We start from the raw sequence: 21,927 nt of genomic DNA on the forward strand, positions 1-21,927 counted from the left end.
GAAGTGGGTACTTGGTTGCAGAAAATGGTGTAGAAAAAGCTGTAGAAAAATGCTGTAGATGAGCCTATTGCAACGTCAAGCGCCGTGTGATAAGGCCGTGCGGAGTTTCGAGGCGCACTGTGTACACGCCCGCGGGCTGGCCGCGCAGGCTGATGGTGCGGCTGGCGGCGCCCGGCGCCGCGGCAGGGGCGGTGAGCACGAGGCGGCCCGTGAGGTCGTGCACTGTCACAGGGGCTTGCAATAGGGCCGGCTCCTGGGGCGCGGCCAGGGTGAACAGGCCGTCGGCGCTGGGATTGGGAAACACCGAGAGGCTGGCGGCCGCGGCGGTTTCGGCCCGGCTAGCCAAAGCGCTGCCCGTCAGCTCGATGTTGTCGACGGTGAGGGCGGTGCCCACGGTCAGGTTGCTGCTCGAGCCCGAGGCAATCATGATGTAAACCGAGTCGGGAGCCGCGTTTGAGGCGTATTGCAGCGGTACGGTGGCCAGGGTGTAAGCAGCCGCGGGTTGCAGCAGGAAGAGAAAGCCCGAGGCCACCACTTCGGTGCGGCCGTTGGCCCGGCGCGTGAGGGTGACGCCGGCGAAGGCCGAATCCGTGGCCAGGGCGGGGCCGCTCAGTTTGTAGCGCAGCTGCAGTGCAGCGGGGTGGCCCGTATATGGCATGCCGCCAAGGTTGTCGAGCGCGGGGTTCAGCGGGCCGGTGCCCAGCACCAGGGAGCCCGGAATGGCGGAGGACCCCAGCATGGACTTGGTTTCGAGCCGGGCGGCAAAGCTGCCGGCGTACTTATCGGTCGTTTTGCTGGTGGTGCCGGTGGCAAATGGAATGCCTATAACGGCCTGCAAAATGTCGTCGGTGGTTTGCCAGTTCTGGGCGTGGTTGGCCGTGGGCCAGGTTTCGAGGTTGCCGTTCGGCACCGTCTGGGCGTGGCTGCGGGCGCCCACAATGAGCAGTGCCAGCAGGATGCAAAAGCGTTTCATAAGAATGCAGAAAAAGGTGTGGGAGGATGGAAACTGCAGGATTAGCGCAGGTAGATGACCGGAATCTGGGGCTCGCCCAGGCCGCTTTCGTAGCTGCCGCTGCCGCTCGATTTGAAGTAGTTGCCGGGCAGTGCGGTTTGGTAGGGCGCCGCCAGGTCGGCGCTCAGCGTCAAGGCTTTGGTGATGCCGTTGAAGTTGCTTTGGGCCGTGATGCGGTACTCGCACTGCGGGATGTCGGTGAGCCAGTAGTTGTACTGGGCCGGCGAGGCGTTCACCACCGTGAAAGATTTTTGGATAACCTGCGGGGCGCTGCCGTCGAACAAGGTGGCGCCGGCCACCGGCGTGAGCGTCACGGTGACTTCGGTGCCGGCGGGCAGGGAGTTAAAATTCGAATCGAGCGTGCCAAAGCGGAAAGCCCCGCCGAAGTAGCCCGCGCCCGGCGACATGGAGGAGATGGGACGGTCGGGGATGCGGCCGCTGAGCTGCCACCGGAAGTTGCGCACCGTGCCTTGGGCCGTGGTCGAGAAGGCGTCGTAGTCAGCGGCGTTGGGCATGCCCATGCGCAGGGTGTAGGCCTGGCCTTTGTAGGTGGTTTCCTTCCAGGCATAGATTTTCCAGCCGCCGAATTCTAGCTTTGGCATGGTGTAATGGCCGGTGGCATCGGTGTGCACTTCGGCCTGGCTGTGGGTCACGTCGTTTTCGGCGCGCACCAGGGCGCCGGCCACGGGCTGGCCTTTGGTGTCGAGCACCACGCCGGCCACGGTGTAGGCCGCCTGGCTGCCACTGCCGCCGGTGTTGCCGCCAGAAGGGCTAGGGGCCGGGTCGCCGGTATGGGTGCAGGCGGCCAGCGAGAGGCTGCTGCCAGCGAGCAGCACAGTCAGGGTGCGGAATGAGGGAAAGTTGAACATGAAGTTTGCAGAAAAGAGAGTGAGAAGAGGCGTTGGGGGAAGCTGCACCAGGCTGGTTTTAAGCAGCTAGCGGAATCACTATGCCGCTAATGCGCTGCGTAAATCCTGTACAAAGCTCCCCGAAGTGCACTCGTCGCACCACCCATTTCTGCGTGAATTGTCAAAAACTTTCCCTGTACTGTGCAAATAATATCGTTAAGTGAAAAGCAAAATTGGCGCTTTGAGGCAAACGGCAGCCCGTGCCCTGCTGCCCGCAATTCAGCAGCATAGATTTAGCGGCTCAGCCAGCTTTTGGGCATGGTCAGCTGGGTCGGCTTGGGCTCGGGCCGGGCAGTGGCCGCAGCCGGTGGGCGGCAGGCCCATGTGCTGGGCCCCCTTTGGCTAAGGTTTTGGTCCGCCTTACGGGCCGTGCCTGTGCTGAGAAGTTGAAGAAGCTCCGCATTTTGGGAGCGCACACTCAGAAATCAGCAGGCCAGCTCGACGCGCAGGCCGGCTTGCACGCGCTGCGCCTGCTGCAGGTGGCGTTGCTGATGCACTACCACGAATTCGAGTGCCTCGCCCAGCCGCAGTTTCAGCAGCCGGAAAAACTCCACAGGCATGGCCTTGCGGTTGAGGTCGGTGTGGCGGGCCTGAGCCAGCAGCTCCAGCAGTCGGGCCTGGTGTTGGTCAAACTCAGTCAGGACTTCGAGGCCCAGGCGGCTGCCCAGCGGGTTCAGGTGCTTGAGCGTGCTGCTCTTCTTAGCGTTGGTGGGCCGCATCATGTCCACCGATTTGCGGCCCAGCCAGGTGTAGGCGACCTCGGCCGATGTGGCGGCGGCGGGCCGACCCAGGGCTTTGGCAAAAGCAGCGTTGTAGTAGCGGCTGTAGCGGTTCAGGTGCTCAAGGCATTCGAGAATGCTCCAGCTGGCGGGCGCGGGCCGCTGGTTGAGCAGGGCCACATCGAGCTTGGCGAAATCGGTTTGAGCGGTGGCGCGCAGGTCGGCTACAGCGGCTTCGAGGGCGGCGAGGAAAGGAGCGGTTTGCATGAGGATGGAGGGTGCAGAAAAAGTTGATTAACTGCTGCAAAGTTCTGGCCCTCACCCACCGCAAAACCTTGACCGGAATCAAGAATTAGCGCAGTCGGCTCAGCGTTTCGGGCGTCATGCGCAGGTAGGAGGCCAGGTACTTGCGCGGCACCACCTGGAAGATGCGCGGGTTGCGCTGCCGCAGACGCGCCAGCCTTTGGGCCGGCTCGGGCAGCAGCAGGTCGATTTCGTGCTCCATGCGGCCCACAAGGGCCTTTTCCAGCTCCGCGCGCCAGAATCGGGCAAAGGCCGGGCAGCTTTCCACAAAATCCAGAAAATCAGCCCGCCCGATGGCCAGCAGCTCGCTCTGCCGCAAGGCCTGAATGGCGTATTCCGACGGCTGCCCCGTCACGAACGATGGAAACGAACACAACAGCGAGTTGGCGTGCCCGAAGCCCACGCAGGTTTCCTCGCCCGGCGTGGTGGGGTAGTAAATGCGCAGCAATCCGTGCCGCACAAAGCACAGCCGCTGTTCCGCCTGCCCGGGCTGCACCAGAAAGTCGTTGCGCCGCAATAGGATGGATTGGTCCCAGCGCGCAGCAAAATCGGCTACTTCCTCTGGGCTTAAGCCAGGAATCTGGCTGAGCAAAGCGGTGAGTAAGGTGCGGGCGTCGGGAGCAGGCATGAAAGGGTAGTGTTATGGCAAGAACGGTCATGCAGAGCGCAGCGAAGCATCTTTACCTAACAACGTAATCATTTACTGCTGCGGTAAAGATGCTTCGCTGCGCTCTGCATGACGTTCTTTATTCCCAGCTTACAGTTCACAGCTATTCAGCAGCGGGAGCAGCACGGCGGTGTGCTGTTCGGTCTGTTCCACGCGCAGGCGCTGTTGGCCGAGCAGGTGGTATTTGGTTTCCAGCTGCGCAAAGCCATTTTGGTTGGTTTCCAGGCGGATGGTTTTCTGCTGGCGGTTGTGCTGAATGCGCAGTAGTCCCTCGCTGTGCGCCGTGATGGTGATGACGAGCGGTGTTTTCGGCAGCATCACGTTGTGCTGAATCACGTGGTCGATGACGGCTTGCAGGCTCAGGTGGGGCAGGTAGTGGGTGGCAAAGCCCGGCGGCACCCACACGTTGATGCGCAGGCCGTCACCGTAGCGGGCGCGCAGCAGCGAGGCGTAGGTACGAATAAACGCGAGCTCGCCCTGCAAAGGCACCAGTTCGTGCGCAGCATCGGCGGCCGTGCGCGGGCGGGCGTTGGGGCCGGCTTGCAGCAGGTAGCGGTACACGCGGGCCAGGTCGTCCACAAACTGTTCGGCCTGGGCGGGGTCTTCGCCAATCAGCAGCGATAAGGAATTGAGGCTGTTGAAGAGAAAGTGCGGGTTGAGCTGGCGCTTCAGCGTATCGAACTGGTGCTGGAGGTTGGCCCGCTTCAGCTCATCGTTGTCGGCCTGGTGGCGGTCCCACTGGCCGTAGGAGTAGAAGATGCTTAGGGCCAAGCACAAAAACACAGCGAACAACGCGCCCAGCACCAAAATGGGCTCTACCGCCGCCCTCGTAAAGCGCACGCCGGTGGCCGGCACCAGGCTGTATACCCACACGTCGAGCACGGCCAGCCCGGCCGTGAGCCCGCCCACCAGCGCCAACATGGTGATGGTGCGCGGCACGGCCTGCCACAGGTGCGGAAACCGCCTCACGGCCCAGCGCACCGCCACCGTCAGCACCACCACGGAAAACCAGTACAGCACTGCCACCAACAGCGTGCCCGCCACAAACGGCCGCCATCCCCCAAAGTAGCGAGCCCCCATCAGGTAGTAGTTGCCGAGCGGAAACAGCAACGGCATCATGGTGAGGTGATACCACCACTCCGGCTTGGAGAAAAAACGGGGGCGCAGCTCAGGCATGTTTGGTTGAGGTAGCGTAATACAGGACGTAATGCGGCGCGCAAAAAGAAACGTCATGCTGAGCGAAGTCGAAGCATCGCTACCGCGCAAGTAATCCAATAGCTTGGGTTTAGTGTTGCGGTAGCGATGCTTCGGCTGCGCTCAGCATGACATTCTAAAATCAGCATGACGTTCTATTTGCCCATCCACGTCTTGAAGTCGCTCACTTTCTCGCGGCTCACAAGGGCCTCCTTCTCAAAGTGCGGGCGCAGGGTGAGGGCCAGGCGGTTGCCGAAGTAGGGCTGCATCTGGTCCACGGCCTGGTGCGTGACAAGCATGCCGCGGTTGATGCGGAAAAAGCGGGCCGGGTCCAGCGCTTCGGTCAATTCATCGAGGGTGTAGTCGACCAGGAATTTCTGGCCCGTGTGCGTGCCGAAAAAGCTGTACCGCTCGTCGGTGTAGAAATAGGCGATGTCGCCGGTTTCGACGGAGAGCATGCGCTGGCCCTGCCGCACCAGGAAGCGCTGGCGGTACTCGCGCGGCGCCTGTTTCTGCAGCTGCTGCAGCAGCTTGTCGATGTTAAGGGCGGCGGTTTCGGGGTTGGCGGGGCCGCGCAGGTCCTCGTATTTCTGCAGGCTGCGCTTGAGCTCGTCGCGCTGCACGGGTTTGAGCAGGTAGTCGATGCTGTTGATTTTGAAGGCCTGCAGCGCGTATTCGTCGTAGCTGGTGGTGAAGATGACGGTGCTGCGAACGGGCGTGCGCTCAAAAATCTCGAAGCTCTGCCCGTCGGCCAGCTCGATGTCCAGGAAAATCAAGTCGGGCTCGGCCTGGCCGGCGGCGCGGCGCGCTTCAAACCACTCCACCGTGTCTTCGATGCTGGCCGTGACGCCCTCCACGGCCAGGTCGGGGGCCACTTCCTGCAAGAGCTTGCGCAGCTTGCGGACGGCCAGTTCTTCGTCTTCAACAATCAGGGCATTCATAAATTGGGGGGAGTTGTGGCCAGCAGGGGCAGGGTGACGGTAAAATAGCTCGAATCGGCCTCGATGACGGGCTGTTCGGCGGGGGTGAGGAGCTGGTAGCGGGCCTGAATATTGGCCAGCCCGATGCCGGTGGACTCGAAGCCGCCCGCGCGGGCGGCTTTCTTCTGGAGGTTGTTGCGCACCCGCAGCCGGCCCTGCGCGGTGGTGGCAATGTCGATAAGCAGCGGCCGGTGGGGCAGAATCACGTTGTGCTTCACGGCATTTTCCACCAGCAGCTGCAGCGTGAGCGGCGGCAGGCGGTGCTGGCGCAGGCTGGGCTCCACGTTTACGCTGAGGTGCAGGCCGGGGCCGTGGCGGGTTTTCAGCAGGTGGTAATAAGAGTCGATAAAGGCCAGCTCGCAGTCCAGCGTGGTCAACTCGTCGTGCCGCTCGGCGCCGTTATCGGGCTGGCCGGGGGCGGGACCGTGGCTTTGCAGCAGGTAGCGGTACACCCGCGCCATCTCGTCCACGAACTGCTCGGCCTTGGCGGGCTCATCGGCGATGAGGGAGGATAGAGAGTTGAAGCTGTTGAACAGAAAGTGCGGGCTGACCTGGCTTTTCAGGCCCTGCAGCTGGCCGCTGAGGTTTTCGCGCTTGAGCGTTTCGCGGTCCATTTGCTGCTGCCGCCACTGGCTCAGGGCGTGAAACGACTCGTAGAGGCCGATGACCAGCACCAGCGCAATCAGGTTCAGGGTGTACACTTTCAGCAGGGCTGGGTAGCTCACCGTGGAGCCAAACAGCCGAAAATGGATGTACAGCGCCGCCACCATCGCCAGAAACACCCCCGACAGCGTCACGTGCGCCAGCAGCGTGAGCCCCACCCGCCACAGCGTCTGCTCGAAGCGCGGCAGGCGCTGGCTGATGCGCTCCGACACCCAGTTTTGCGCCAGAAAGGTAGTCGACAGCAGCACCAGATTTAGCAGCGTGGCCCCGGCAAACGTGCGCAGGCTATGCCAGTAGGCCGGCCCCACCAGCAAGTAGCTGAACAGCACCAGAAACCACGGCATCGTGAGGGCAAAACCCCAACGAAGGCGGGAACTGAGCTGGGCCGGAAACTGCGGCATGGCGAAGGACAATTCAGGAGCCGAAAGCACCAGGAAATAGGAGTAGCGAGGGAAAGATAATCAAGTGAAAACCGGGGCCCAAACGGGCGGATTTGTGGCCTTGGCCCGTCCGCCGCGTAACCCCCGAAATTGAATGCCGAGCCGGTTGAATCCTACCTGTCGGCGCATGAGCTGCACTGTTCAGTGCGTGAATTGTAGGGGAGGGCGCTTGAACTGTGGCGAGCTAGTCCACCGCCGACATGGCCTGAGCACCTGGCTTCGCGTGGTTTGAAGAGTTCAGCCAGGTATTGTCAAAAAGATGAAAAATAAATGTTTAGCGGTCAAGACAAGCGTTTCAGGGCCACCGTGCTTCAAAGTTGCAGGCGCTTAAACCGGGGCTCAAGCTGCAGTTGCATCAATTGCGAATTTGCCAGCCTCAACTGCTTGGTGGTGCGCTCCAATAATGCTCAGGTAGCCGGCGCCAGCAGTGGCACCGTTACGGTGAAGTGTTCGGCGTCGGCCTTCACCAGCGGCATGGCTTGGGCCAGCAGCTGGTAGCGGGCCGCAATGTTGGCCAGGCCCACGTGGTTGGAGTCGACGCGGGTGTTTTTGGGCTGGGTGTTGTTGCGCACGCGCAGCCCGCCGGCGGGGGTGGTGGCAATGTCGATGAGCAGGGGCTTGTGGGTTTGGATGACGTTGTGCTTCACCGCGTTTTCCACCAGCATTTGCAGCGTGAGGGGCGGCAGGCGGTGGCCCAGAAACTCCTCCTTAACGCGGATGCGTAGGTGCAGGCCGGAGCCGTGGCGGGTTTTCAGCAGGTGGAAATACGACTGAATAAAGGCCAGCTCCACGGCCAGCGGCGTGAGCTCCTGCTCGTTGGTTTGCAGCAGGTAGCGGTACACGTTGGCCATCTCGTCCACAAATTCTTCGGCCCGGCGGGGCTCGTCGGCAATGAGCGACGACAGTGAGTTGAGGGTATTGAACAGGAAATGCGGGTTAACCTGGTTTTTCAGGCTCTGGAGCTGGCCCTGCAGGCTGGCCTTGCGGCGCTGCTCGAAGTTAATTTTGCTGGCCTGCCACTGCCCCAGCAGGTAAAACGCCTCGTACATGAGCACCACCAGCAGCAGCACCACCAAATCGAAGGCGTAAAACAGCAGCGGCACCAGGGTCGGCTTCAACGAAATGCCCAGCGTGCGCGACACCCACTCCTGCGTGCGGGGCACCACTTTAGCCGTGGAAAAAAATTCCTCCACCGAAATGGTGGTGCCGAACAAGTGCAGGTAGGAAAACAGCGCCACCGTGGCCACCAGAAAGCAGGCCGACACGGTCAGGCACACCAGTACGTTGGCGACCACCCGGCGGCCGGTTTGGTGCAGGTCGGGGTAGCGCTGCACCACGGCGCTGGTGGCCCGGTTCAGCCCCCAAAACCAGCGGTCGACCAGCAGAGCCATCAGCAGCGTGGCCCCCACGAAGGACACGGGCCGGCTCAGGTAGGCCGGCCCCACCAGGAGGTGGCACGTGAGCGGCACCGCCCAGGGCAGCACCAGCACGCGATGCCAGTGCTGGCGGAACCGGAACCGCCCCAACCAGGAAAGTCGAGCGGTTTGCATCAGGACGCCAGCAATTGAACCGCCACCGAAAACTGCGCCTCATCGGCCTCCACCTGCACGGCATTGGGGCAGCCCAGTTCCTGGTAGCGGGCCTGCAAGGCACCTAGGCTTTCCGACGAGTTGGCCACGCGCACCGAGCGGCGCTGGCGGTTGTTGTGCACGCGCACCTGGCCGGCTGTTGTGGTGGCCACGGCAATGCGCAGGGGCCGGGTGGGCGACACCACGTTGTATTGAATGGCGTTGTCGACCAGCGTTTGCAGCGTCAGCGGCAGCAGCCCATTCGCCTGCTGCCGGTCGAGGGCCGGCAGGGGCGCAATGTCGAGCTCCAGGCCCGCGCCGTAGCGGGTGCGCAGCAGGTAAGCGTAGGAATGCAGGTGGCGCAACTCGGCCTCCAGGGTGGTGAGGTTGGGCTGGCCGGGCAGCAGGCCGGGGCGGTGTGCCTGGAGCAGGTAGCGGTACACCTGGGCCATCTCGTCCACGAACCGCTCGGCGTGCTGCGGGTCTTCGCCGATGAGGACGGACAGGGAGTTGAGGCTGTTGAAGAGAAAGTGCGGGCTGATTTGCTGCTTCACCACGTCGAGCTGGCCCCGCAGCTCCTGGTGCTCCAGTTGCTCGACGGCCAGCTGGTTGGTTTGCCACTGGTTGAACGCCAGCGACACTTCAAAGAGCGCCGCAACAAACACGTTGAAAATCATGACCGATACCACTACCCAAAAGGCCTCGGAAGCCTGGAAGCGGTAGCCGAAGAGGTGAACGGCGTTGAAAGTCCACATCGTGAAAAAGGTGCCGAGGCCGGTGGTCAGGCCCATGGCCAGGGCGTAGGCGCCGAAGCGCTTCAGGCTTTGGTGCGGTTCGGGGTAGCGCTGAAAAACGCTCTCGGTAAGGTAGTTGAGCGGCGCCAGGCAGGCGGCGGCCAGCACGTACAGGATGGCCGTCGCGCCGAGGAAGGTTTGCCAGTCGGCGAAGTAGCGCTGCCCAAAATACACATAGCCATACACCGGCACGCACACGGTGGCAATCCAGCGGTAGAGGCTAGTCTGGCTCGTGCTGGGCCGCAGGCCTTTCAGCAGGATGCGCAGCAGGAGCGGGTCACGCGGCACGGCCGATGGGGCAGAAAGCAAGCTAAGAATACCGGGCAAAATTAAATGGAGCGCCTAGTGGGCGTGCAGAAGCTAAATTACAAGGACTGTTCGGGTTATCACCCTCCGGCCCGCATGGATTGCACCATTTCGCGCGTGAACTGTGCAAACCGCCGCGCGAACTGCGCGACCAGTTGCATGAACCGCTGTGCGTAGAGTAAGGAGACGTAAGGCTGGGCGGAATTAAACCACTGACATTCAGATTGAAATAGGGGACGGGTGTGCCGTGGCAGGTCAGTTGAGTGCAATTGAGGAAATGCTGCTGCCAGTTGAAGTCCTAATTATTCCGGTTCATGTCATACAAACTGCAATTGGCTGCACGGGCCGTTGGGTACCCCTGCCCCGGCCCGGAATCTTTGCATCGTCAACTGGCCAACGGAGCTGCATACTGATGCACTCCAAAAGGGTAGCTGGCTCACAACCTGCATACTAACACCTTTTTTCTGCAAACTCATTTTTCACACCCTCACATTTTTTCTGCAATGAAACGCTTCGCCCTCCTCGCCCTCTCCGCCGCCACGCTGCTCGCCACCGCCTGCAAAAAGGACTCGGAAAACACCCCGGCCCCCCAGCCCAAAACCACCGAGCAGCTGCTCAGCGCCAATGTGTGGCGCATGACGGCCATCACCGCCAACCCCGGCCTGCAAACCAGCACCGGCGCCATCGTCACCGACATCTACCCCTTCGTGCCGAACTGCACCAAGGACGACACCCAGCAGTTCGTAGCCAGCGGTCAGTTTAAGATGGACGAAGGCGCCAGCAAGTGCGACACCAACGACCCGCAAACCACCACCGGCACCTGGACCAGCGCCAAATCCGGCAACGACACCAACGTGAACGTGACCGTGAGCGGCGGCACCCTGCACCTGAAAGTGCTCGAGGTGAGCGACACCCAGTTGAAGGTGGTCACCAACGACGACGTGTTCGGCATTGGCACCGGCACCAGCGTGGCCTACACCCTCACCTACACCAAGCAGTAGGGTTAGGCGCACGGCATAGGCCCAGCATTTTTCATCCAATTCATTTCGTGGTGCGGGCGGCCGGAGGCTCACTTCGGCCGCCCCAAATGCTGCCCCGCCGCTGGGGCCAGCCACTGCTTTTGCCCATTTCATCGCTGCACTCCCCACTGCTCCTTCCTTTTTTCTGTCATGAAAAAAATATTCACTTTCGCCCTAGCGGCTGCCCTGCTGGCCGGTCAGGCCCAGGCCCAAACCCGCCCCGCCGCCCGCCCGGCTACTCATCCAGCCGCCAAATCCCTCGTTAAGCGCCCTGCTGCCCCTGCGCCCAAGCCCGCCGCTATGCCCGCTGCCCAGCCGCAGCCCGCCCCGGTGGCCGCCGCACCGGTAGCCCGCCCTGCCGAAGCCGACCGCACCAGCAGCCCGGAGCCATTGGGTAAAACGCTGTCGCTGAAAAAGGCGGCTGACCGCTCCTTTAGTAAAGGCTCCAGCGCCCTCAACCTGGGCGTGGGCTTCGGGCTGGGCTACAACTACACCACCGGCAGCAACACCTCCCAAACGCCTGCTCTGAGCCTGAGCTACATGTACGGTGTGGGCAATGCCGGCCCCGGCGCCATCAGCGTGGGCGCCCTGGTGGGTTACAAGAGCATTACCTGGAAAGACGGCAGCGAAAGCGCTACGCTGCGCAACATCTACGCTGGGGCTCGCGGCGCCTTTCACTACGGCTTCCACAACCCCCACCTCGACGCCTACGCCGGCCTGGGCGTGGGCCTGCGCGTGGCGTCTTATACCGACAGCTACAACGGCGGCGGGCTCAGCCAGAGCCAGACCAACAGCGGCAGCCAGGTGGAAGTGAACAGCTTCGCGGGCGTCCGCTACTTCTTCTCGGAGGCCATCGGGGCCTTTGCCGAGCTCGGCAACGACACGAGCTACCTCAAGCTCGGCCTCAACGCCCGCTTCTAACTGATGCCCGGTATCTGCCTTTGGGGCTGCCTGCATTCTATACTCCTCAGCTTTCTCTCCCTTATGACTTTCTGCAAAAAACACCTCTCCGTACTCCTGGCCGCTGCGGCCGCACTGTCGCTGAGTTCCTGCGACTCTAAAAAGGACGCCGATACACCCGCGCCGACGCCCAAGCCCACGGCGGCCTTCACCTATACCGGCGGCGCCTGCCAAACCGGCTGCCCGGTCACGTTCCAGAACACGTCGAAAAACGCCACCACCTACACCTGGAATTTTGGCGACAACACCACCGGCACCCAGGCCGATGCCCAGGTGACGCACAGCTTCGCTCAGCCCGGTTTCTACCGCGTAAAGCTCACGGCCCAAAGTGCCGCGGGCACCGACACCACCAGCCAGCGCGTGAGCGTGGGCTGCGGCGGCGTGGTGCCCGTGACGGCCTCCATCTCCACCGCCACCACCTGGACGGCCTGCAACGTGTACTACCTGAACTCGGGCATTATGGTGAGCAACACCCTCACCATCGAGCCCGGCACGGTGGTGAAGTTCGGGCCCAACGCCGCGCTGGCCCTCACCGGCAACGGCCGCTTCGTGGCCAAGGGCACGGCCGCGGCGCCCATCTACTTCACGTCTTACCACGACGACGCCCACGGCGGCGACTCCAATGCCAACGGTGCCGCCACCGGCCCGGCCCGCAAAGACTGGCGCTACATGGATTTGAACGCCACCACGGGTTCGCAATTCGCTTACTGCCAGTTTATGTACGGCGGCAATGGCGGCAACACGCTCTTCTGCGACGGCGGCGCGGCCAGCATCACCAACTGCACCTTCGCCCACAACGGCGACGACGTGTCGGTAATCACCACGGCGGCCCTCAACGCGCACTCGGCCCAGGCCGGCACCGTCATCCAGAACAACACGTTTTTCGACAACGTCCGACCCTTGTCCATCACCTCCAACATCGACCTCGACGACTCCAACACCTTCCACAACCCCGCCAACGCCACTGAGAAAAATCAGTACCAGGGCATCGTGACGGAGTGGAACAACAACGTGAGCAAGCCCAACGTGGGCTGGGACGAAACCGAGCTGGCCTACGTCAACATCAGCAACATCGACATCGCCAGGGGCAAAACCCTGCGCCTAGGCAACAACGTCACGCTCAAGTTCACGTCGGGCCGCGAAGTGACCCTGCGCGACGGCCCGAGCCAGCTCCTCAACGCCACCGGCCCGGGCGTGACCTTCACCTCCTTCAAAGACGACAGCCGCGGCGGCGATTCCAACGGCAACGGCACCCTCAACAGCCCCGTGAAAGGCGACTGGAGCGGCATCTACCACGACACGCTGCCGGGCGCGTGGATGGGCTGGGCCAATCTTTACTTCGCCACTCACTAAGAAGACCGGTTGATAAGCACAACAGGTTGGTTTCGCAGGTAGTGCTTGTCTGGCACTGCCTGCGAAACCAACTTGGCGTTTCCGGTCCCAAAAGGCCTGGCGAGAGCGGTATTGCTACCACTTTTCATGAACAGCTTTATGAGCACCCTTCTGTACACGCTAATGATTGTGCTGCCCGCGCTGGCTACGGGGGTGGCGCTGCGGGCCGGCGGCTGGTGGCGGCGCCTCTACGTGCTGGGCGCGCGGCTGCTACTGGGGGCGCTCATGCTGACGGGCGGCCTTTATAAGCTATCCGACAATCACATTCGGGGCATCATGGGGCCGCCCGTGAATCATGCTTTTCTGGCGAAATACGGCCTGGAGGTTTTCGCCCAGTTCATCGGGGTGGCGCAACTGCTCATTGGGGTGTTGCTGCTCACGCGCCGCTTCGCCTTGCTGGGGGCGGTGCTGCTGGTGCCCATGTGGCTTAACATCATCTTCCTGACCTGGTCGCAGCACTGGGTGGGCACGCCCTTTTTGGTATCGGGTTTCCTGGTGCTCACCGTTGGACTACTCCTGCACGACTACCACCGCCTCAAGTACCTGTTGTATCCCCCGGCCGGTGTGGCCCTGCAGGCCGTACCGCTCCAAACCGGCCCCCTGCCGGTGGAAGTGCTCTGGTGGCTGGGCGTGGGGGTTATTATCGGCGGCAGCCTGCTCTACCCGGTATCTTTCCTGCTCATGAAGGCAATCATGTGCGGCGGGGCGTTGCTGCTGGCCGGAGCCGGCTGGAGGCTGCGCCAAAGGCCCTGAAAGCGTAACCCACATCGATGGATTAGCCTCCCGAGCTGGTTAGTAGCGCCCCGTGTTCCTGATGAACTGGCTGCGCAGCCTAGGGTTTGGCGTTGGTGAAGGTGCCGTAGATGGTGTAATCCGTTTGACTGGGAGTGCCTACTTGCCAACTACACTTGGCCGAAAACATGCCCGAGAAAGCACCGTCGCTGGTGGGCATAATCGTGGCCACGTCGTCGGTGAACAAGGCGTAAGGCGCTAAATCGGTGTAGTATGCTCCGTTAAAGTAACGGTATGCCGTTGCGGGCTGGTCTTTGCCTTTGATGAAGGTGAGCAAGAGGTGCTCTTCGCCGATGGCTGGTTTGGGAGTAGTGGTAAAGCGTACCTCTAGCTGGTCGTTTAAATTGTCGGAAGTGGTGACCGTACGCACTTGCGCCGTGATTTGGCGGCTCGTCGCCGCGCCGCTGCTGGCGATGCGGCCGTTAAGGTCGTAGCTACCGGCGCTTGGAGCGACTTTGGGGGGCGCGTAGGGGTCTGATTTTTTGGAACAACCGGCACTCAATACTAACAAAGCCGCAACTGCCAGCGAAGGAAAAAACGGTCGTGCTTTCATAGAAATGTTTGTTAGAACAGTTGAACTGGCCGCGCAGTAGCTGATGCTTCATCAGCAGCATTTAGAAGTCGCTGGCAGCTTTGCCTTTGGCTTGCATGGCTTGTTCTAAGCTGGCAATCATTGCCTTCGCCTTTTCGTCGGTCGTGCTCTGCACCTCGGCCCATGCCCTCTTTAAAAAGCCTTTGGGCGTAGTGGGCTGCTCTAGTGGCCCCATAGACCAGTCACGCACCGGCAGCACATTGACATGCTTAAAATCGGTCATCACAAATTTGTAACGGCCGTCTTTCACGAAAAGGGTCTGGGTATGCACAACGTAGCCGCAAGGCTGGTGCTTGAAGAAGAACGGTATGCCGCCTTTTGCAATGATTTCTCCGGCTGCTTTATCCTTCAACTGCACGACATCATTGGCCGACTGGTAGGTCTTAGCCATCCACTCCAACGCCCGGGCATACAGTTCGTCTTTGGTGGCACCTGGGACTTCAACAACGGCGGTGTAGGTCATCAGGTGCGTATTGGGGTCAATAGGCAACGCAGGAGCAGTTTCCGTTGTGCCCGCCTTCTGAGCGTAAACTGAGGGGGCGGTTGTGAGTAAGGCTAGCGCGAATAGAATGTATTTCATCGGATTTAATTCGGGCGGTTGAACTGACTCTGGTAAAAAGCAGAGCGCCAAGACGCGCAGGGCAGGGCGGGAAAATGGAAACTTAAAGATAACGTTTCGGACCCCCTGTCAGCCGTGACTGGATTGCCTCGCAAAAGATTAACGGCCCTCTCTGCTATAGAAACTGCCACAGGATATAACGAAAAAGGCCCTCACGCTAGCGTGAGGGCCTTTTCTGTGGTCGCATAAGGCCCAGAAATAGGCTATTGAGCTAGATGAGAACAGATAAGAGTAGCCTTCTCTGGTCTCCTTGGCGGTTCGCGCTGCAGGCTATTGTCTAGTCTGATGCGTTCTGATATAAGGGAGAGAAGCGACGGGTCCCCTGACGGGTCCCCCGAAGAAAATCGACCAAATCGCGTTGAGGATACCAGCGTCAGATATACCACCCTTTTCGTAAACGAACGTTCAGCTTACCGAACAAGACAATTTCGTGTGGCCTGAGGGGAGGCGACGACCGGACGGGTGCGTCAACGGGCCGGGGCCTGGCCCGCGTCTGGTGCCGCCCCCGGCCATCCCCGGGCTTTTCCCCCGCCGCGCCCGTCCGGGGTGTGGGCGCACGAAGAGGCGCGTTCGCCCACGCAGGGCGGCGACCACCCGCCTTGCCACGCGAGGCGCAAGGGCATTCCCGTGCCGCCAAGATTAGGGGTTTGTCCCGGCGAATATCCGTAGTAAACCGCGGGCCACCCATCGAGCAGGGACGTATAGTAAGTATAATAAATATTAAATCCGTACGCATACCTATGATGGAGGTGCGGTTGGGCGCTTAACGGGCGGCTTCTAGGGTTTCGGGGCATTTACTGTTGAACCACTCGTATGCACAACCACCGACCAACGGACCGACTCGAATATTTCAGCGACGCCGTGCTGGCCATCGCGGCCACCTTGCTGGCGACCGAACTGCCCAAGCCCGACACGGAAACGGGCCTGCTGCAGGAGATGGCGAAGCTCTGGCCGCATTACGCGGCCTTCGCGGCGTCTTTTCTCTTCATCTGCATTGCCTGGTCCAACCACCACAACATGTTTGTGTACATCAAGCAGACGGACCAGTACCTGCTGCTCCTCAATACGTTGTTTTTGCTGTTTGTGACCCTGCAATCCTTTACCACCGGGCTGTTGGCCCGGCAGGTCGGCCACCCCGACGAACGGACGGCCGCCTTGATTTACCACGGGACGTTGGTGCTGATGACTTTGTTCTACAATGGCACCTGGTGGTACGCCATCAGCCGGGAGGAACTGGTGCAAGACGGGACCGATAAGCGGCTCATTCGACTGCTGACCAAAGAATACGCCATTGCCCCAGCGCTGCACCTAGCGGCTTTGCTCGTTTGCTGGTGGAGCGTTCCGTTTAGCATCGTCCCCGTGGTGCTGCTGTACGTCTACTTTGCCTTGCCGCGGCTGAGTGAGAAAAGGATGAAACAGGAAAACCCAACGCCGGAATAGGCATGCACAGAAAACCATTAGGTTTTAATCCTTTAATAGACTACATTTAAAAAATCATATTAATTAATTCAGACATGACGATGACGACAAAAGGGTTACTCGTTCGTTTAGAGGCGAAACATGGCAAAGACGACGCGGTAGAAGCCTTTCTTTCTTCTGCCCTTCCATTGGTACGACAGGAGGCCGGTACAACAGCCTGGTTTGCCGTTCGTTTTGGCCGGTCTGAATACGGCATCGTCGATTTTTTTCCTGATGAAGCGGCCCGCGAGGCACACCTTAACGGAGCGGTTGCCAGCGCCTTGCGGCAACAAGCCGCCGATTTATTTGAAACCTCTCCGGATATCCAGAAAATAGAGGTATTGGCCAGCAAACTACCCTCCCAACCGCCCGCTGAGCCGAATACAAAAGGACTGTTGCTCACCTTCAAAGCAAAGGAGGGCCACGAGCAGGAAGTGGTTCAATTTTTAAAAGATGCCCAGCCGTTGGCCATGGCCGAAGAAGAAACCATTGCGTGGTTTGCCATCCGCCTGCCGAATGGGGAGTACGGCATTTTCGATGTTTTCCCGGACAACGGGGCCCGTTTGAAACACCTGGCGGGCCGCATTCCCCAGGAATTAACCAAACACGCGCTTTCGTTGCTGGGTAGTTTCCCGGACATGGATTTGCTGAAGGTAACGGCGGAGAATTTTAATCCGTGATTAAAGCAGAAACCATAGGACTGCTTCGGCCGCAGAAATGACCGTTAAAGTGAACGAGAGGGCGCCATTCCCATACTTGGGGTCCTCTCAGAAAACGGAATAAATAGCACATTGAGGGATTCGACTGAGCGTTTGGCACATAACTCAATCCGGTCACCTTGGCTGCGGCTTTCATGACGCCCCGATGGCGCAAGTGTTTTATAGAGCGTGACTTTGGAGATGCGCGGGCGCTGCGCAATTTTGTTCACCCCGAGTTGCTGCTCGCGACAGAGCGTCTCGGCCACGGTGGTCGTCCGCTCCGCTTCTCCTGCTGGGTCACGCCGACGACCGCATACCCGGCCGCGCGCTTCAGTCATGCCCCACGAGCCCCACTTGGTCGATGCCCAGCCGGTTGAGCAGGTCCATGACATCCTGCGTCTGGGCCGTGGTATACCCAGCGGGGCGACGTCTGGAAAGACGGAACTGTCGCAGCCGCGCATGGACGGCACCAGCGTCTGGTAGCCAGCCACCAGCAGGGTTTCCACCATGCCCTACCGGCGGCGCAGCAGCCAGAGGGCACCGGCTACCAGCCCTACTACAGCTGCGGCAACGGCGGCACGCGGCACAGGGCGCGGAGTGGGCACTGAAGCCGCCCCGGCGATGTCGCGGTCGTGAAACGGCTGCCGGGAAACCGCCGCCAGAATCAGGCGGGCAGTTTCGGCGGGCTGGTCCCACTGCGGAAAGTGGCCGCAGTTAGCAAACCAGTACAAGCGGGCGTCGGGAAAGGCCGCTACCGCCCGCGCCGCCTGCCGGGGCAAACACACCCGGTCCTGCCGTCCCCAGCCAATGACGAGCGGCGGCAGGCTCCCCTGGGGGGCTCCCTGCTGTTTCTCTCCGTGGGCCAACGCATCAAGCAACTCGCCAAACACGGGCGTGTGGCCAAACGAGTACATTTCTTCCTGGGCCTGCCGCGCCGGCACGGCCCAGGGGCGGGCCGAAAACTGGGGCAGCAGCACCGTGCGGCCCACGGCCGAGCCCGCCAGGGCCGGCATCACCGGCTGCAGGACTTTCACCAGCCGCTGCGACAAGTCCACAGAATGGTAGAAGACCGGCACCTCCCAGCCCTCCCAGAAGCCGCCGGGGTCCAGCGACACCACCGCGCCCACGATTCCCCCCCCGCGCCGGGCCAGCTCCAGCACCAGCCGCGCGCCCATGGAGCTGCCCACCGCGTCGATGCCCAGCAGGCCTTGCTCGGTCAGAAACGCCGTCAGCGCATCGGCCAGCGTGCCGACGGTGTGTTTCCCGGTCAGCGGGGCCGAGTCGCCATGGCCGGGCAAATCCACGGCAATGACTTCGTGCTCGGCCGCCAGCTGGTCCAGCACGGTGTTCCAGGAGCGCCAGCTGCCGCCGATGCCGTGCACCAACAGCAATGGCGAGCCGCTGCCCCGTCTGATGTGATGTAGTGTCATGGTCAAAAGAGTGTAAAACGCAACCCGGTACCCCGTGAGCAGCCGGGTGCGCAAAATAAGAAAGGTAAAAAAGGCCGGCCCTGCGAGTAGCGGAGCCGGCCTTCGGAGGCAGTGCGGGCCGCTAGCTGGCCTGCCCGCCGCGCACGTCGGTGCCGGTGGCAAAGTCAATCAGGTCGCGGTTGAACTTGTCCTTGTCGGTAATAAATAAGCCGTGCGGCGCGCCTTCGTAGGTGATGAAGGTGGCGTGCGGCAGGTACTGGCTCATGCGGTCGGCGCTGTTTTTAATCGGCACCGTCTTGTCGCTTTCGCCGTGGATAACCAGCGCCGGAACCTGAATGGTGGCCAAGTCCTGGCGGAAATCGGTTTCGGCAAAGGCATGGCCGCAGGCCACGGTAGCCTGGTGTGAGCCCAGCGCCGCCAGCCCAAACGACCAATCGAGCACGGCCTGGCTCACCGGCTTGCTCAACGCCCCTTCGCCGTAAAACTGCTTGCCGAAGGTCTGCAGGAAATCGAACCGGTCTTTGGCAATATTCTCCTGGATATCGTCAAAAGTCGACTTGTCCACGCCGTCGGGGTTGCCGTCGGTTTTCAGCAAATAAGGCGTCACCGACGACACGAAGGCCACTTTGTCTACGCGGGCACCGCCGTGGCGGCTCATGTAGCGGGCCACTTCGCCGCCGCCCATCGAAAAGCCCACCAGCGTCACGTTTTGCAGGTTCAGCGTGTCGAGCACCGCTTTCAGGTCGTCGGCCAGCGTGTCGTAGTCGTAGCCCTCGAAGGGCTTGGTCGAGTTGCCGAAGCCACGGCGGGTGTAAGCCACCACGCGCAGCCCGTGCTTGGGCAGTTCGCCCAGCTGGTAGGTCCACGCCTCGTGGCTCTGCGGCCAGCCGTGGATGAGCACTACCACCGCCCCTTTGCCCTGGTCGGTGTAATGCAGTTTGATGTCTTCGCCGTTGGCATCCTGGCCGGCTTTGATGTAGCTCATGAGATGGAGGATTAAATAAGTTGAAAGATGCGTGAAGCCTATTTGCTGTCGGTGTCGAGGCTTTTCAGGTAGGCTACCAACTCGGTGCGCTGGGCGGGTGATACCACGTAGAAGGGGTGCGGGGCCGTTTTGCCGCGCTTTGGGTTCAGCAGCTCGTCGAGGGTAGGCACCGAGTTGTCGTGCAGGAACACGGGCTTGCGGGCCAGGTCCAGCAGCAGGGGCAGGGCGTTGCCGCGCGGGCCGCCGCCGGGGCTGGCATCCACCACCACCATCTTGTCGTCGAAGGTGCCGGGGGCGTTCTGGATGGGCGTGAGCGGGGCCTTGCGCTGGGCAATTACCTTGGGCGCATAGCCGGGCCAGATGACGTTCATCGGCACCAGTTTGGGCTGCACCGCTTCACTCTGGTTGGTGTTGTGGCACGAGGTGCAGTTTTGCGCCACGAACAGGGCCCGGCCGCTGGCCACCTGTGCGGCGTTGGTCATCACGCCTTTGGGCGCGGGCAGGCTGTTGACGTAGGCTTGCAGGTCGCGCAGCTTCTGCTCATCCACGCGCTTGCCGGTGGGCGTGGGCGGGTCGCCGGGCTTGCCTTTGAGGGCGGCTGTTACGTAGGGGTAGCCCGAAACGCCAGTGGCGGCCAGCACCTTGGTGTAGCCGGCCAGCATGGAATCGCCGGCCGCCGCGCCCAGGGTGTGAATGAACTGCCGGCCGCCGTCCGACAGCAGGTTGCTCTGGTCGAACAGGGCGGTGTACACCGTGTTGTTGAAGTCGTTCAGGTCGCTGTTCTGGCCCGATGAGCCGTAGGGCGCGGCCAAGTCCTGCCGGAAAAAGGGCGTGATGTGAATGGGATTGCCCACGCCATCGGGCGAGTCGTCGAACGAGCCCACGGGGTAGTATTTCGGGTTGCTGAAGTAGGCATCAAACTCGGCTTCGGTCGATTTGGGCGTCAGGCCCTTGGGTGCCCGGCCGATGGTGCTGCCATCGGGCATTTGCAGTTGCGCGGTAGTGAAGAAGGCCCGCGTATTATCGCAGGTAGCCAGCAGCTTGCCCACATTGAGCGAGTGCTGCGTGGGCCCGTCGATGCGCTTGCCAATGGTGCCCTTGCCCGTCAGCTCATACAGCGACTTGTCGGTAATGGTGTGGCACAGCGCGCAGGTCACGCCCACCTTCGCACCTTTCGGCACCATGCCAATCACGGCGTTGGCCTTCACCAGCGCGTCGAGCGTGGCGGGGTCGTTCAGCCTGGGGGCTTTGGCGGGCGAGTGGTCGGTGTTGACTTCTTTCGCCAAGGCCGCTTTTAAGTCGGCGGGCATGGCGTCCACGTCGAAGTTCACGCCGGCTTTCAAGGCGTCGAGCACCGTCATCTTGGCGGCCTTCATGCCCTGGGGCATGCGGGCGGCATCGGTCCAGAAGCCTTCGTCGCCAAAGGTTTCGTGGCGGAACACCTCGCGGCCTCGCTCGATGTTACCGACTTGCAGGGCCGTCGAAGTCGTGTCGGTTTTGGCGGCATCGGCCCCGGATACCGCAGTTTCTGTTTGGGTTGAGTTGCCGCCCTGGCACGCGGCCACTACGGCCAGCGCCGAGACAAACAGCGCGGGGATTCGAAATTGGTGAAGGTGCTTCATAAGGCGAGGCGTTGAAAAAAACGAGCAGATAGAACCGGGAATGGGTTTAGATGCAGAGGCGAGTCAGCGTGCTCATGGCCGCCCGGGCCCGGGTTTTGACGGTGGCCAGCGGGATGTTGAGTTGCTCGGCGGCTTCCGCCTGGGTGCAGCCGCCGAAGTAGAGCAGGTCCAGCACCTCGCGCTGCCGGGGCTTGAGGTGGAGCAGCAACTCGCGCAAGCCGATGTGCTCGGGGTTGAACGTGCTAGCGGCCGAGGCCAGCCGCACCTCCCCATCTTCGAGGGGCTGGGTGCTACTATTGAAGCGGTGGCGAGGATTGCGCAGCGCGTCGATGGCTTGGTTGCAGCACACCCGCACCATCCAAGTGAAGAGGCGGCCGCGCGCCGCATCGTAGCTACTGATGCTGAGCCAGACCTTCAGCAGGCCTTCCTGCAACACGTCCTGCGCCAGGTCCCGGTCGCGCACCACCCGCAGCACCACAGCCAGCAGGTTGGCCGCGTAGCGGTCGTGCAACAGGCGCAGGGCGCGCTCGTCGCGGGCCAGCAGACGCTGCACCAGCCTGGTTTCTTCCGACTCCGTTTCCGGTGGCAGCGCACCGACGGCGGGCAAGGCCTCCGGCAGCGGACCTGATGGAGAAGCATAAGCAGCCGGCTGCAGGGTAGTAGAAAAGAGCATGAAGCAGCCGCGTCTTGCAGCGAATAGCTTGGAAAAGCCTCCGTTTCAATCCAGAGAATGCTCCGGCATACGTGCCTTTGTCAGCTGCGAAGGGTATGCTGTGACGAAACGGCTCTCAACCGGGACGAACTGC

Annotated in this window: 21 protein-coding genes; 6 read left to right on the top strand and 15 right to left on the bottom strand. The window is 61.6% G+C overall.

What is annotated here, in order from left to right; all coding sequences use genetic code 11:
• Nucleotides 1–64: 64 nt before the first annotated feature.
• From I2I01_RS09755 to I2I01_RS09795, 9 genes are all read right to left on the bottom strand, one after another.
• Entirely contained in the window at nucleotides 65–973 is a 909-nt protein-coding gene (locus tag I2I01_RS09755) for a T9SS type A sorting domain-containing protein (protein ID WP_196286252.1), read from the bottom strand.
• Nucleotides 974–1,014: 41 nt separating this feature from the next.
• Nucleotides 1,015–1,881, bottom strand: coding sequence for a carboxypeptidase-like regulatory domain-containing protein (locus I2I01_RS09760; RefSeq protein WP_196286253.1), 867 nt, complete (start codon nucleotides 1,879–1,881; stop codon nucleotides 1,015–1,017).
• 464 nt (nucleotides 1,882–2,345) lie between these two features.
• The gene (locus I2I01_RS09765) at nucleotides 2,346–2,906 is read right to left on the bottom strand and encodes a DinB family protein (RefSeq protein WP_196286254.1); all 561 of its coding nucleotides are present in this window, start codon (nucleotides 2,904–2,906) and stop codon (nucleotides 2,346–2,348) included.
• Nucleotides 2,907–2,991: 85 nt separating this feature from the next.
• Entirely contained in the window at nucleotides 2,992–3,570 is a 579-nt protein-coding gene (locus I2I01_RS09770; RefSeq protein ID WP_196286255.1) for a Crp/Fnr family transcriptional regulator, read from the bottom strand.
• Nucleotides 3,571–3,699: 129 nt separating this feature from the next.
• Complete coding sequence (locus I2I01_RS09775) at nucleotides 3,700–4,785, bottom strand: sensor histidine kinase (protein WP_211537891.1); 1,086 nt, start codon at nucleotides 4,783–4,785, stop codon at nucleotides 3,700–3,702.
• 173 nt (nucleotides 4,786–4,958) lie between these two features.
• Nucleotides 4,959–5,744, bottom strand: coding sequence for a LytR/AlgR family response regulator transcription factor (locus tag I2I01_RS09780; protein ID WP_196286256.1), 786 nt, complete (start codon nucleotides 5,742–5,744; stop codon nucleotides 4,959–4,961).
• Entirely contained in the window at nucleotides 5,741–6,847 is a 1,107-nt protein-coding gene (locus I2I01_RS09785; protein ID WP_196286257.1) for a sensor histidine kinase, read from the bottom strand. The genes I2I01_RS09780 and I2I01_RS09785 overlap by 4 nt, the downstream gene beginning before the upstream one ends.
• A gap of 446 nt (nucleotides 6,848–7,293) precedes the next feature.
• On the bottom strand, nucleotides 7,294–8,436 hold the full coding sequence (locus I2I01_RS09790; protein WP_196286258.1) for a sensor histidine kinase: 1,143 nt from the start codon (nucleotides 8,434–8,436) through the stop codon (nucleotides 7,294–7,296).
• Nucleotides 8,436–9,557 (bottom strand): sensor histidine kinase, encoded by a 1,122-nt coding sequence (locus tag I2I01_RS09795; protein WP_196286259.1) that lies wholly within the window; start codon nucleotides 9,555–9,557, stop codon nucleotides 8,436–8,438. Before I2I01_RS09795 ends, I2I01_RS09790 begins: the two co-directional genes overlap by 1 nt.
• Nucleotides 9,558–10,057: 500 nt before the next feature.
• Here I2I01_RS09795 and I2I01_RS09800 point away from each other — a divergent pair, with 500 nt between their 5' ends.
• The 4 genes from I2I01_RS09800 to I2I01_RS09815 all read left to right on the top strand — a co-directional run bounded on the left by I2I01_RS09800 (nucleotide 10,058) and on the right by I2I01_RS09815 (nucleotide 13,678).
• Entirely contained in the window at nucleotides 10,058–10,555 is a 498-nt protein-coding gene (locus I2I01_RS09800) for a lipocalin family protein (protein WP_196286260.1), read from the top strand.
• A gap of 168 nt (nucleotides 10,556–10,723) precedes the next feature.
• Nucleotides 10,724–11,494, top strand: coding sequence for a hypothetical protein (locus I2I01_RS09805; protein WP_196286261.1), 771 nt, complete (start codon nucleotides 10,724–10,726; stop codon nucleotides 11,492–11,494).
• A 63-nt stretch (nucleotides 11,495–11,557) separates the two neighbouring features.
• A complete protein-coding gene (locus tag I2I01_RS09810; protein WP_196286262.1) occupies nucleotides 11,558–12,886 on the top strand; it encodes a PKD domain-containing protein in 1,329 nt (442 codons plus the stop codon).
• Between the two features lie 138 nt (nucleotides 12,887–13,024).
• Nucleotides 13,025–13,678 carry a DoxX family membrane protein gene (locus I2I01_RS09815; protein ID WP_196286263.1) on the top strand — a complete coding sequence of 218 codons (654 nt, stop codon included), beginning with the start codon at nucleotides 13,025–13,027 and terminating at the stop codon, nucleotides 13,676–13,678.
• A 79-nt stretch (nucleotides 13,679–13,757) separates the two neighbouring features.
• Here the strand turns inward: I2I01_RS09815 and I2I01_RS09820 are convergent, their stop codons facing one another.
• Both I2I01_RS09820 and I2I01_RS09825 read right to left on the bottom strand, forming a co-directional pair.
• Nucleotides 13,758–14,270 carry a hypothetical protein gene (locus I2I01_RS09820; protein WP_196286264.1) on the bottom strand — a complete coding sequence of 171 codons (513 nt, stop codon included), beginning with the start codon at nucleotides 14,268–14,270 and terminating at the stop codon, nucleotides 13,758–13,760.
• 61 nt (nucleotides 14,271–14,331) lie between these two features.
• A complete protein-coding gene (locus I2I01_RS09825; protein ID WP_196286265.1) occupies nucleotides 14,332–14,889 on the bottom strand; it encodes a DUF4468 domain-containing protein in 558 nt (185 codons plus the stop codon).
• Nucleotides 14,890–15,741: 852 nt separating this feature from the next.
• On the opposite strand from I2I01_RS09825, the gene I2I01_RS09830 reads away from it, so the two are divergent.
• A complete protein-coding gene (locus I2I01_RS09830; RefSeq protein ID WP_196286266.1) occupies nucleotides 15,742–16,368 on the top strand; it encodes a TMEM175 family protein in 627 nt (208 codons plus the stop codon).
• Between the two features lie 74 nt (nucleotides 16,369–16,442).
• A complete protein-coding gene (locus tag I2I01_RS23700) occupies nucleotides 16,443–17,066 on the top strand; it encodes a putative quinol monooxygenase (RefSeq protein ID WP_230678939.1) in 624 nt (207 codons plus the stop codon).
• Nucleotides 17,067–17,596: 530 nt separating this feature from the next.
• Here I2I01_RS23700 and I2I01_RS09840 read toward each other — a convergent pair.
• The 4 genes from I2I01_RS09840 to I2I01_RS09855 form a co-directional block, all read right to left on the bottom strand.
• The gene (locus tag I2I01_RS09840; RefSeq protein WP_196286267.1) at nucleotides 17,597–18,514 is read right to left on the bottom strand and encodes an alpha/beta fold hydrolase; all 918 of its coding nucleotides are present in this window, start codon (nucleotides 18,512–18,514) and stop codon (nucleotides 17,597–17,599) included.
• Between the two features lie 121 nt (nucleotides 18,515–18,635).
• Nucleotides 18,636–19,499: an alpha/beta fold hydrolase gene (locus I2I01_RS09845; RefSeq protein WP_196286268.1), complete on the bottom strand. Its 864-nt coding sequence runs from the start codon at nucleotides 19,497–19,499 to the stop codon at nucleotides 18,636–18,638.
• Between the two features lie 38 nt (nucleotides 19,500–19,537).
• Nucleotides 19,538–21,121, bottom strand: coding sequence for a c-type cytochrome (locus I2I01_RS09850; protein ID WP_211537892.1), 1,584 nt, complete (start codon nucleotides 21,119–21,121; stop codon nucleotides 19,538–19,540).
• 46 nt (nucleotides 21,122–21,167) lie between these two features.
• Nucleotides 21,168–21,794 (bottom strand): RNA polymerase sigma factor, encoded by a 627-nt coding sequence (locus tag I2I01_RS09855; protein ID WP_211537893.1) that lies wholly within the window; start codon nucleotides 21,792–21,794, stop codon nucleotides 21,168–21,170.
• Nucleotides 21,795–21,927 lie beyond the last annotated feature (133 nt).

This window comes from Hymenobacter properus (assembly GCF_015694735.1).
In the GTDB taxonomy this organism is placed as follows: Bacteria; Bacteroidota; Bacteroidia; order Cytophagales; family Hymenobacteraceae; genus Hymenobacter; species Hymenobacter properus.

What these genes read in the sequence shown, in the direction of transcription:
- I2I01_RS09755 (WP_196286252.1), bottom strand. Translation starts at nt 973, where the DNA reads ATGAAACGCTTTTGCATCCTGCTGGCACTGCTCATTGTGGGCGCCCGC.
- I2I01_RS09760 (WP_196286253.1), bottom strand. Translation starts at nt 1,881, where the DNA reads ATGTTCAACTTTCCCTCATTCCGCACCCTGACTGTGCTGCTCGCTGGC.
- I2I01_RS09765 (WP_196286254.1), bottom strand. Translation starts at nt 2,906, where the DNA reads ATGCAAACCGCTCCTTTCCTCGCCGCCCTCGAAGCCGCTGTAGCCGAC.
- I2I01_RS09770 (WP_196286255.1), bottom strand. Translation starts at nt 3,570, where the DNA reads ATGCCTGCTCCCGACGCCCGCACCTTACTCACCGCTTTGCTCAGCCAG.
- I2I01_RS09775 (WP_211537891.1), bottom strand. Translation starts at nt 4,785, where the DNA reads ATGCCTGAGCTGCGCCCCCGTTTTTTCTCCAAGCCGGAGTGGTGGTAT.
- I2I01_RS09780 (WP_196286256.1), bottom strand. Translation starts at nt 5,744, where the DNA reads ATGAATGCCCTGATTGTTGAAGACGAAGAACTGGCCGTCCGCAAGCTG.
- I2I01_RS09785 (WP_196286257.1), bottom strand. Translation starts at nt 6,847, where the DNA reads ATGCCGCAGTTTCCGGCCCAGCTCAGTTCCCGCCTTCGTTGGGGTTTT.
- I2I01_RS09790 (WP_196286258.1), bottom strand. Translation starts at nt 8,436, where the DNA reads ATGCAAACCGCTCGACTTTCCTGGTTGGGGCGGTTCCGGTTCCGCCAG.
- I2I01_RS09800 (WP_196286260.1), top strand. Translation starts at nt 10,058, where the DNA reads ATGAAACGCTTCGCCCTCCTCGCCCTCTCCGCCGCCACGCTGCTCGCC.
- I2I01_RS09805 (WP_196286261.1), top strand. Translation starts at nt 10,724, where the DNA reads ATGAAAAAAATATTCACTTTCGCCCTAGCGGCTGCCCTGCTGGCCGGT.
- I2I01_RS09810 (WP_196286262.1), top strand. Translation starts at nt 11,558, where the DNA reads ATGACTTTCTGCAAAAAACACCTCTCCGTACTCCTGGCCGCTGCGGCC.
- I2I01_RS09815 (WP_196286263.1), top strand. Translation starts at nt 13,025, where the DNA reads ATGAGCACCCTTCTGTACACGCTAATGATTGTGCTGCCCGCGCTGGCT.
- I2I01_RS09820 (WP_196286264.1), bottom strand. Translation starts at nt 14,270, where the DNA reads ATGAAAGCACGACCGTTTTTTCCTTCGCTGGCAGTTGCGGCTTTGTTA.
- I2I01_RS09825 (WP_196286265.1), bottom strand. Translation starts at nt 14,889, where the DNA reads ATGAAATACATTCTATTCGCGCTAGCCTTACTCACAACCGCCCCCTCA.
- I2I01_RS09830 (WP_196286266.1), top strand. Translation starts at nt 15,742, where the DNA reads ATGCACAACCACCGACCAACGGACCGACTCGAATATTTCAGCGACGCC.
- I2I01_RS23700 (WP_230678939.1), top strand. Translation starts at nt 16,443, where the DNA reads ATGACGATGACGACAAAAGGGTTACTCGTTCGTTTAGAGGCGAAACAT.
- I2I01_RS09840 (WP_196286267.1), bottom strand. Translation starts at nt 18,514, where the DNA reads ATGACACTACATCACATCAGACGGGGCAGCGGCTCGCCATTGCTGTTG.
- I2I01_RS09845 (WP_196286268.1), bottom strand. Translation starts at nt 19,499, where the DNA reads ATGAGCTACATCAAAGCCGGCCAGGATGCCAACGGCGAAGACATCAAA.
- I2I01_RS09850 (WP_211537892.1), bottom strand. Translation starts at nt 21,121, where the DNA reads ATGAAGCACCTTCACCAATTTCGAATCCCCGCGCTGTTTGTCTCGGCG.
- I2I01_RS09855 (WP_211537893.1), bottom strand. Translation starts at nt 21,794, where the DNA reads ATGCTCTTTTCTACTACCCTGCAGCCGGCTGCTTATGCTTCTCCATCA.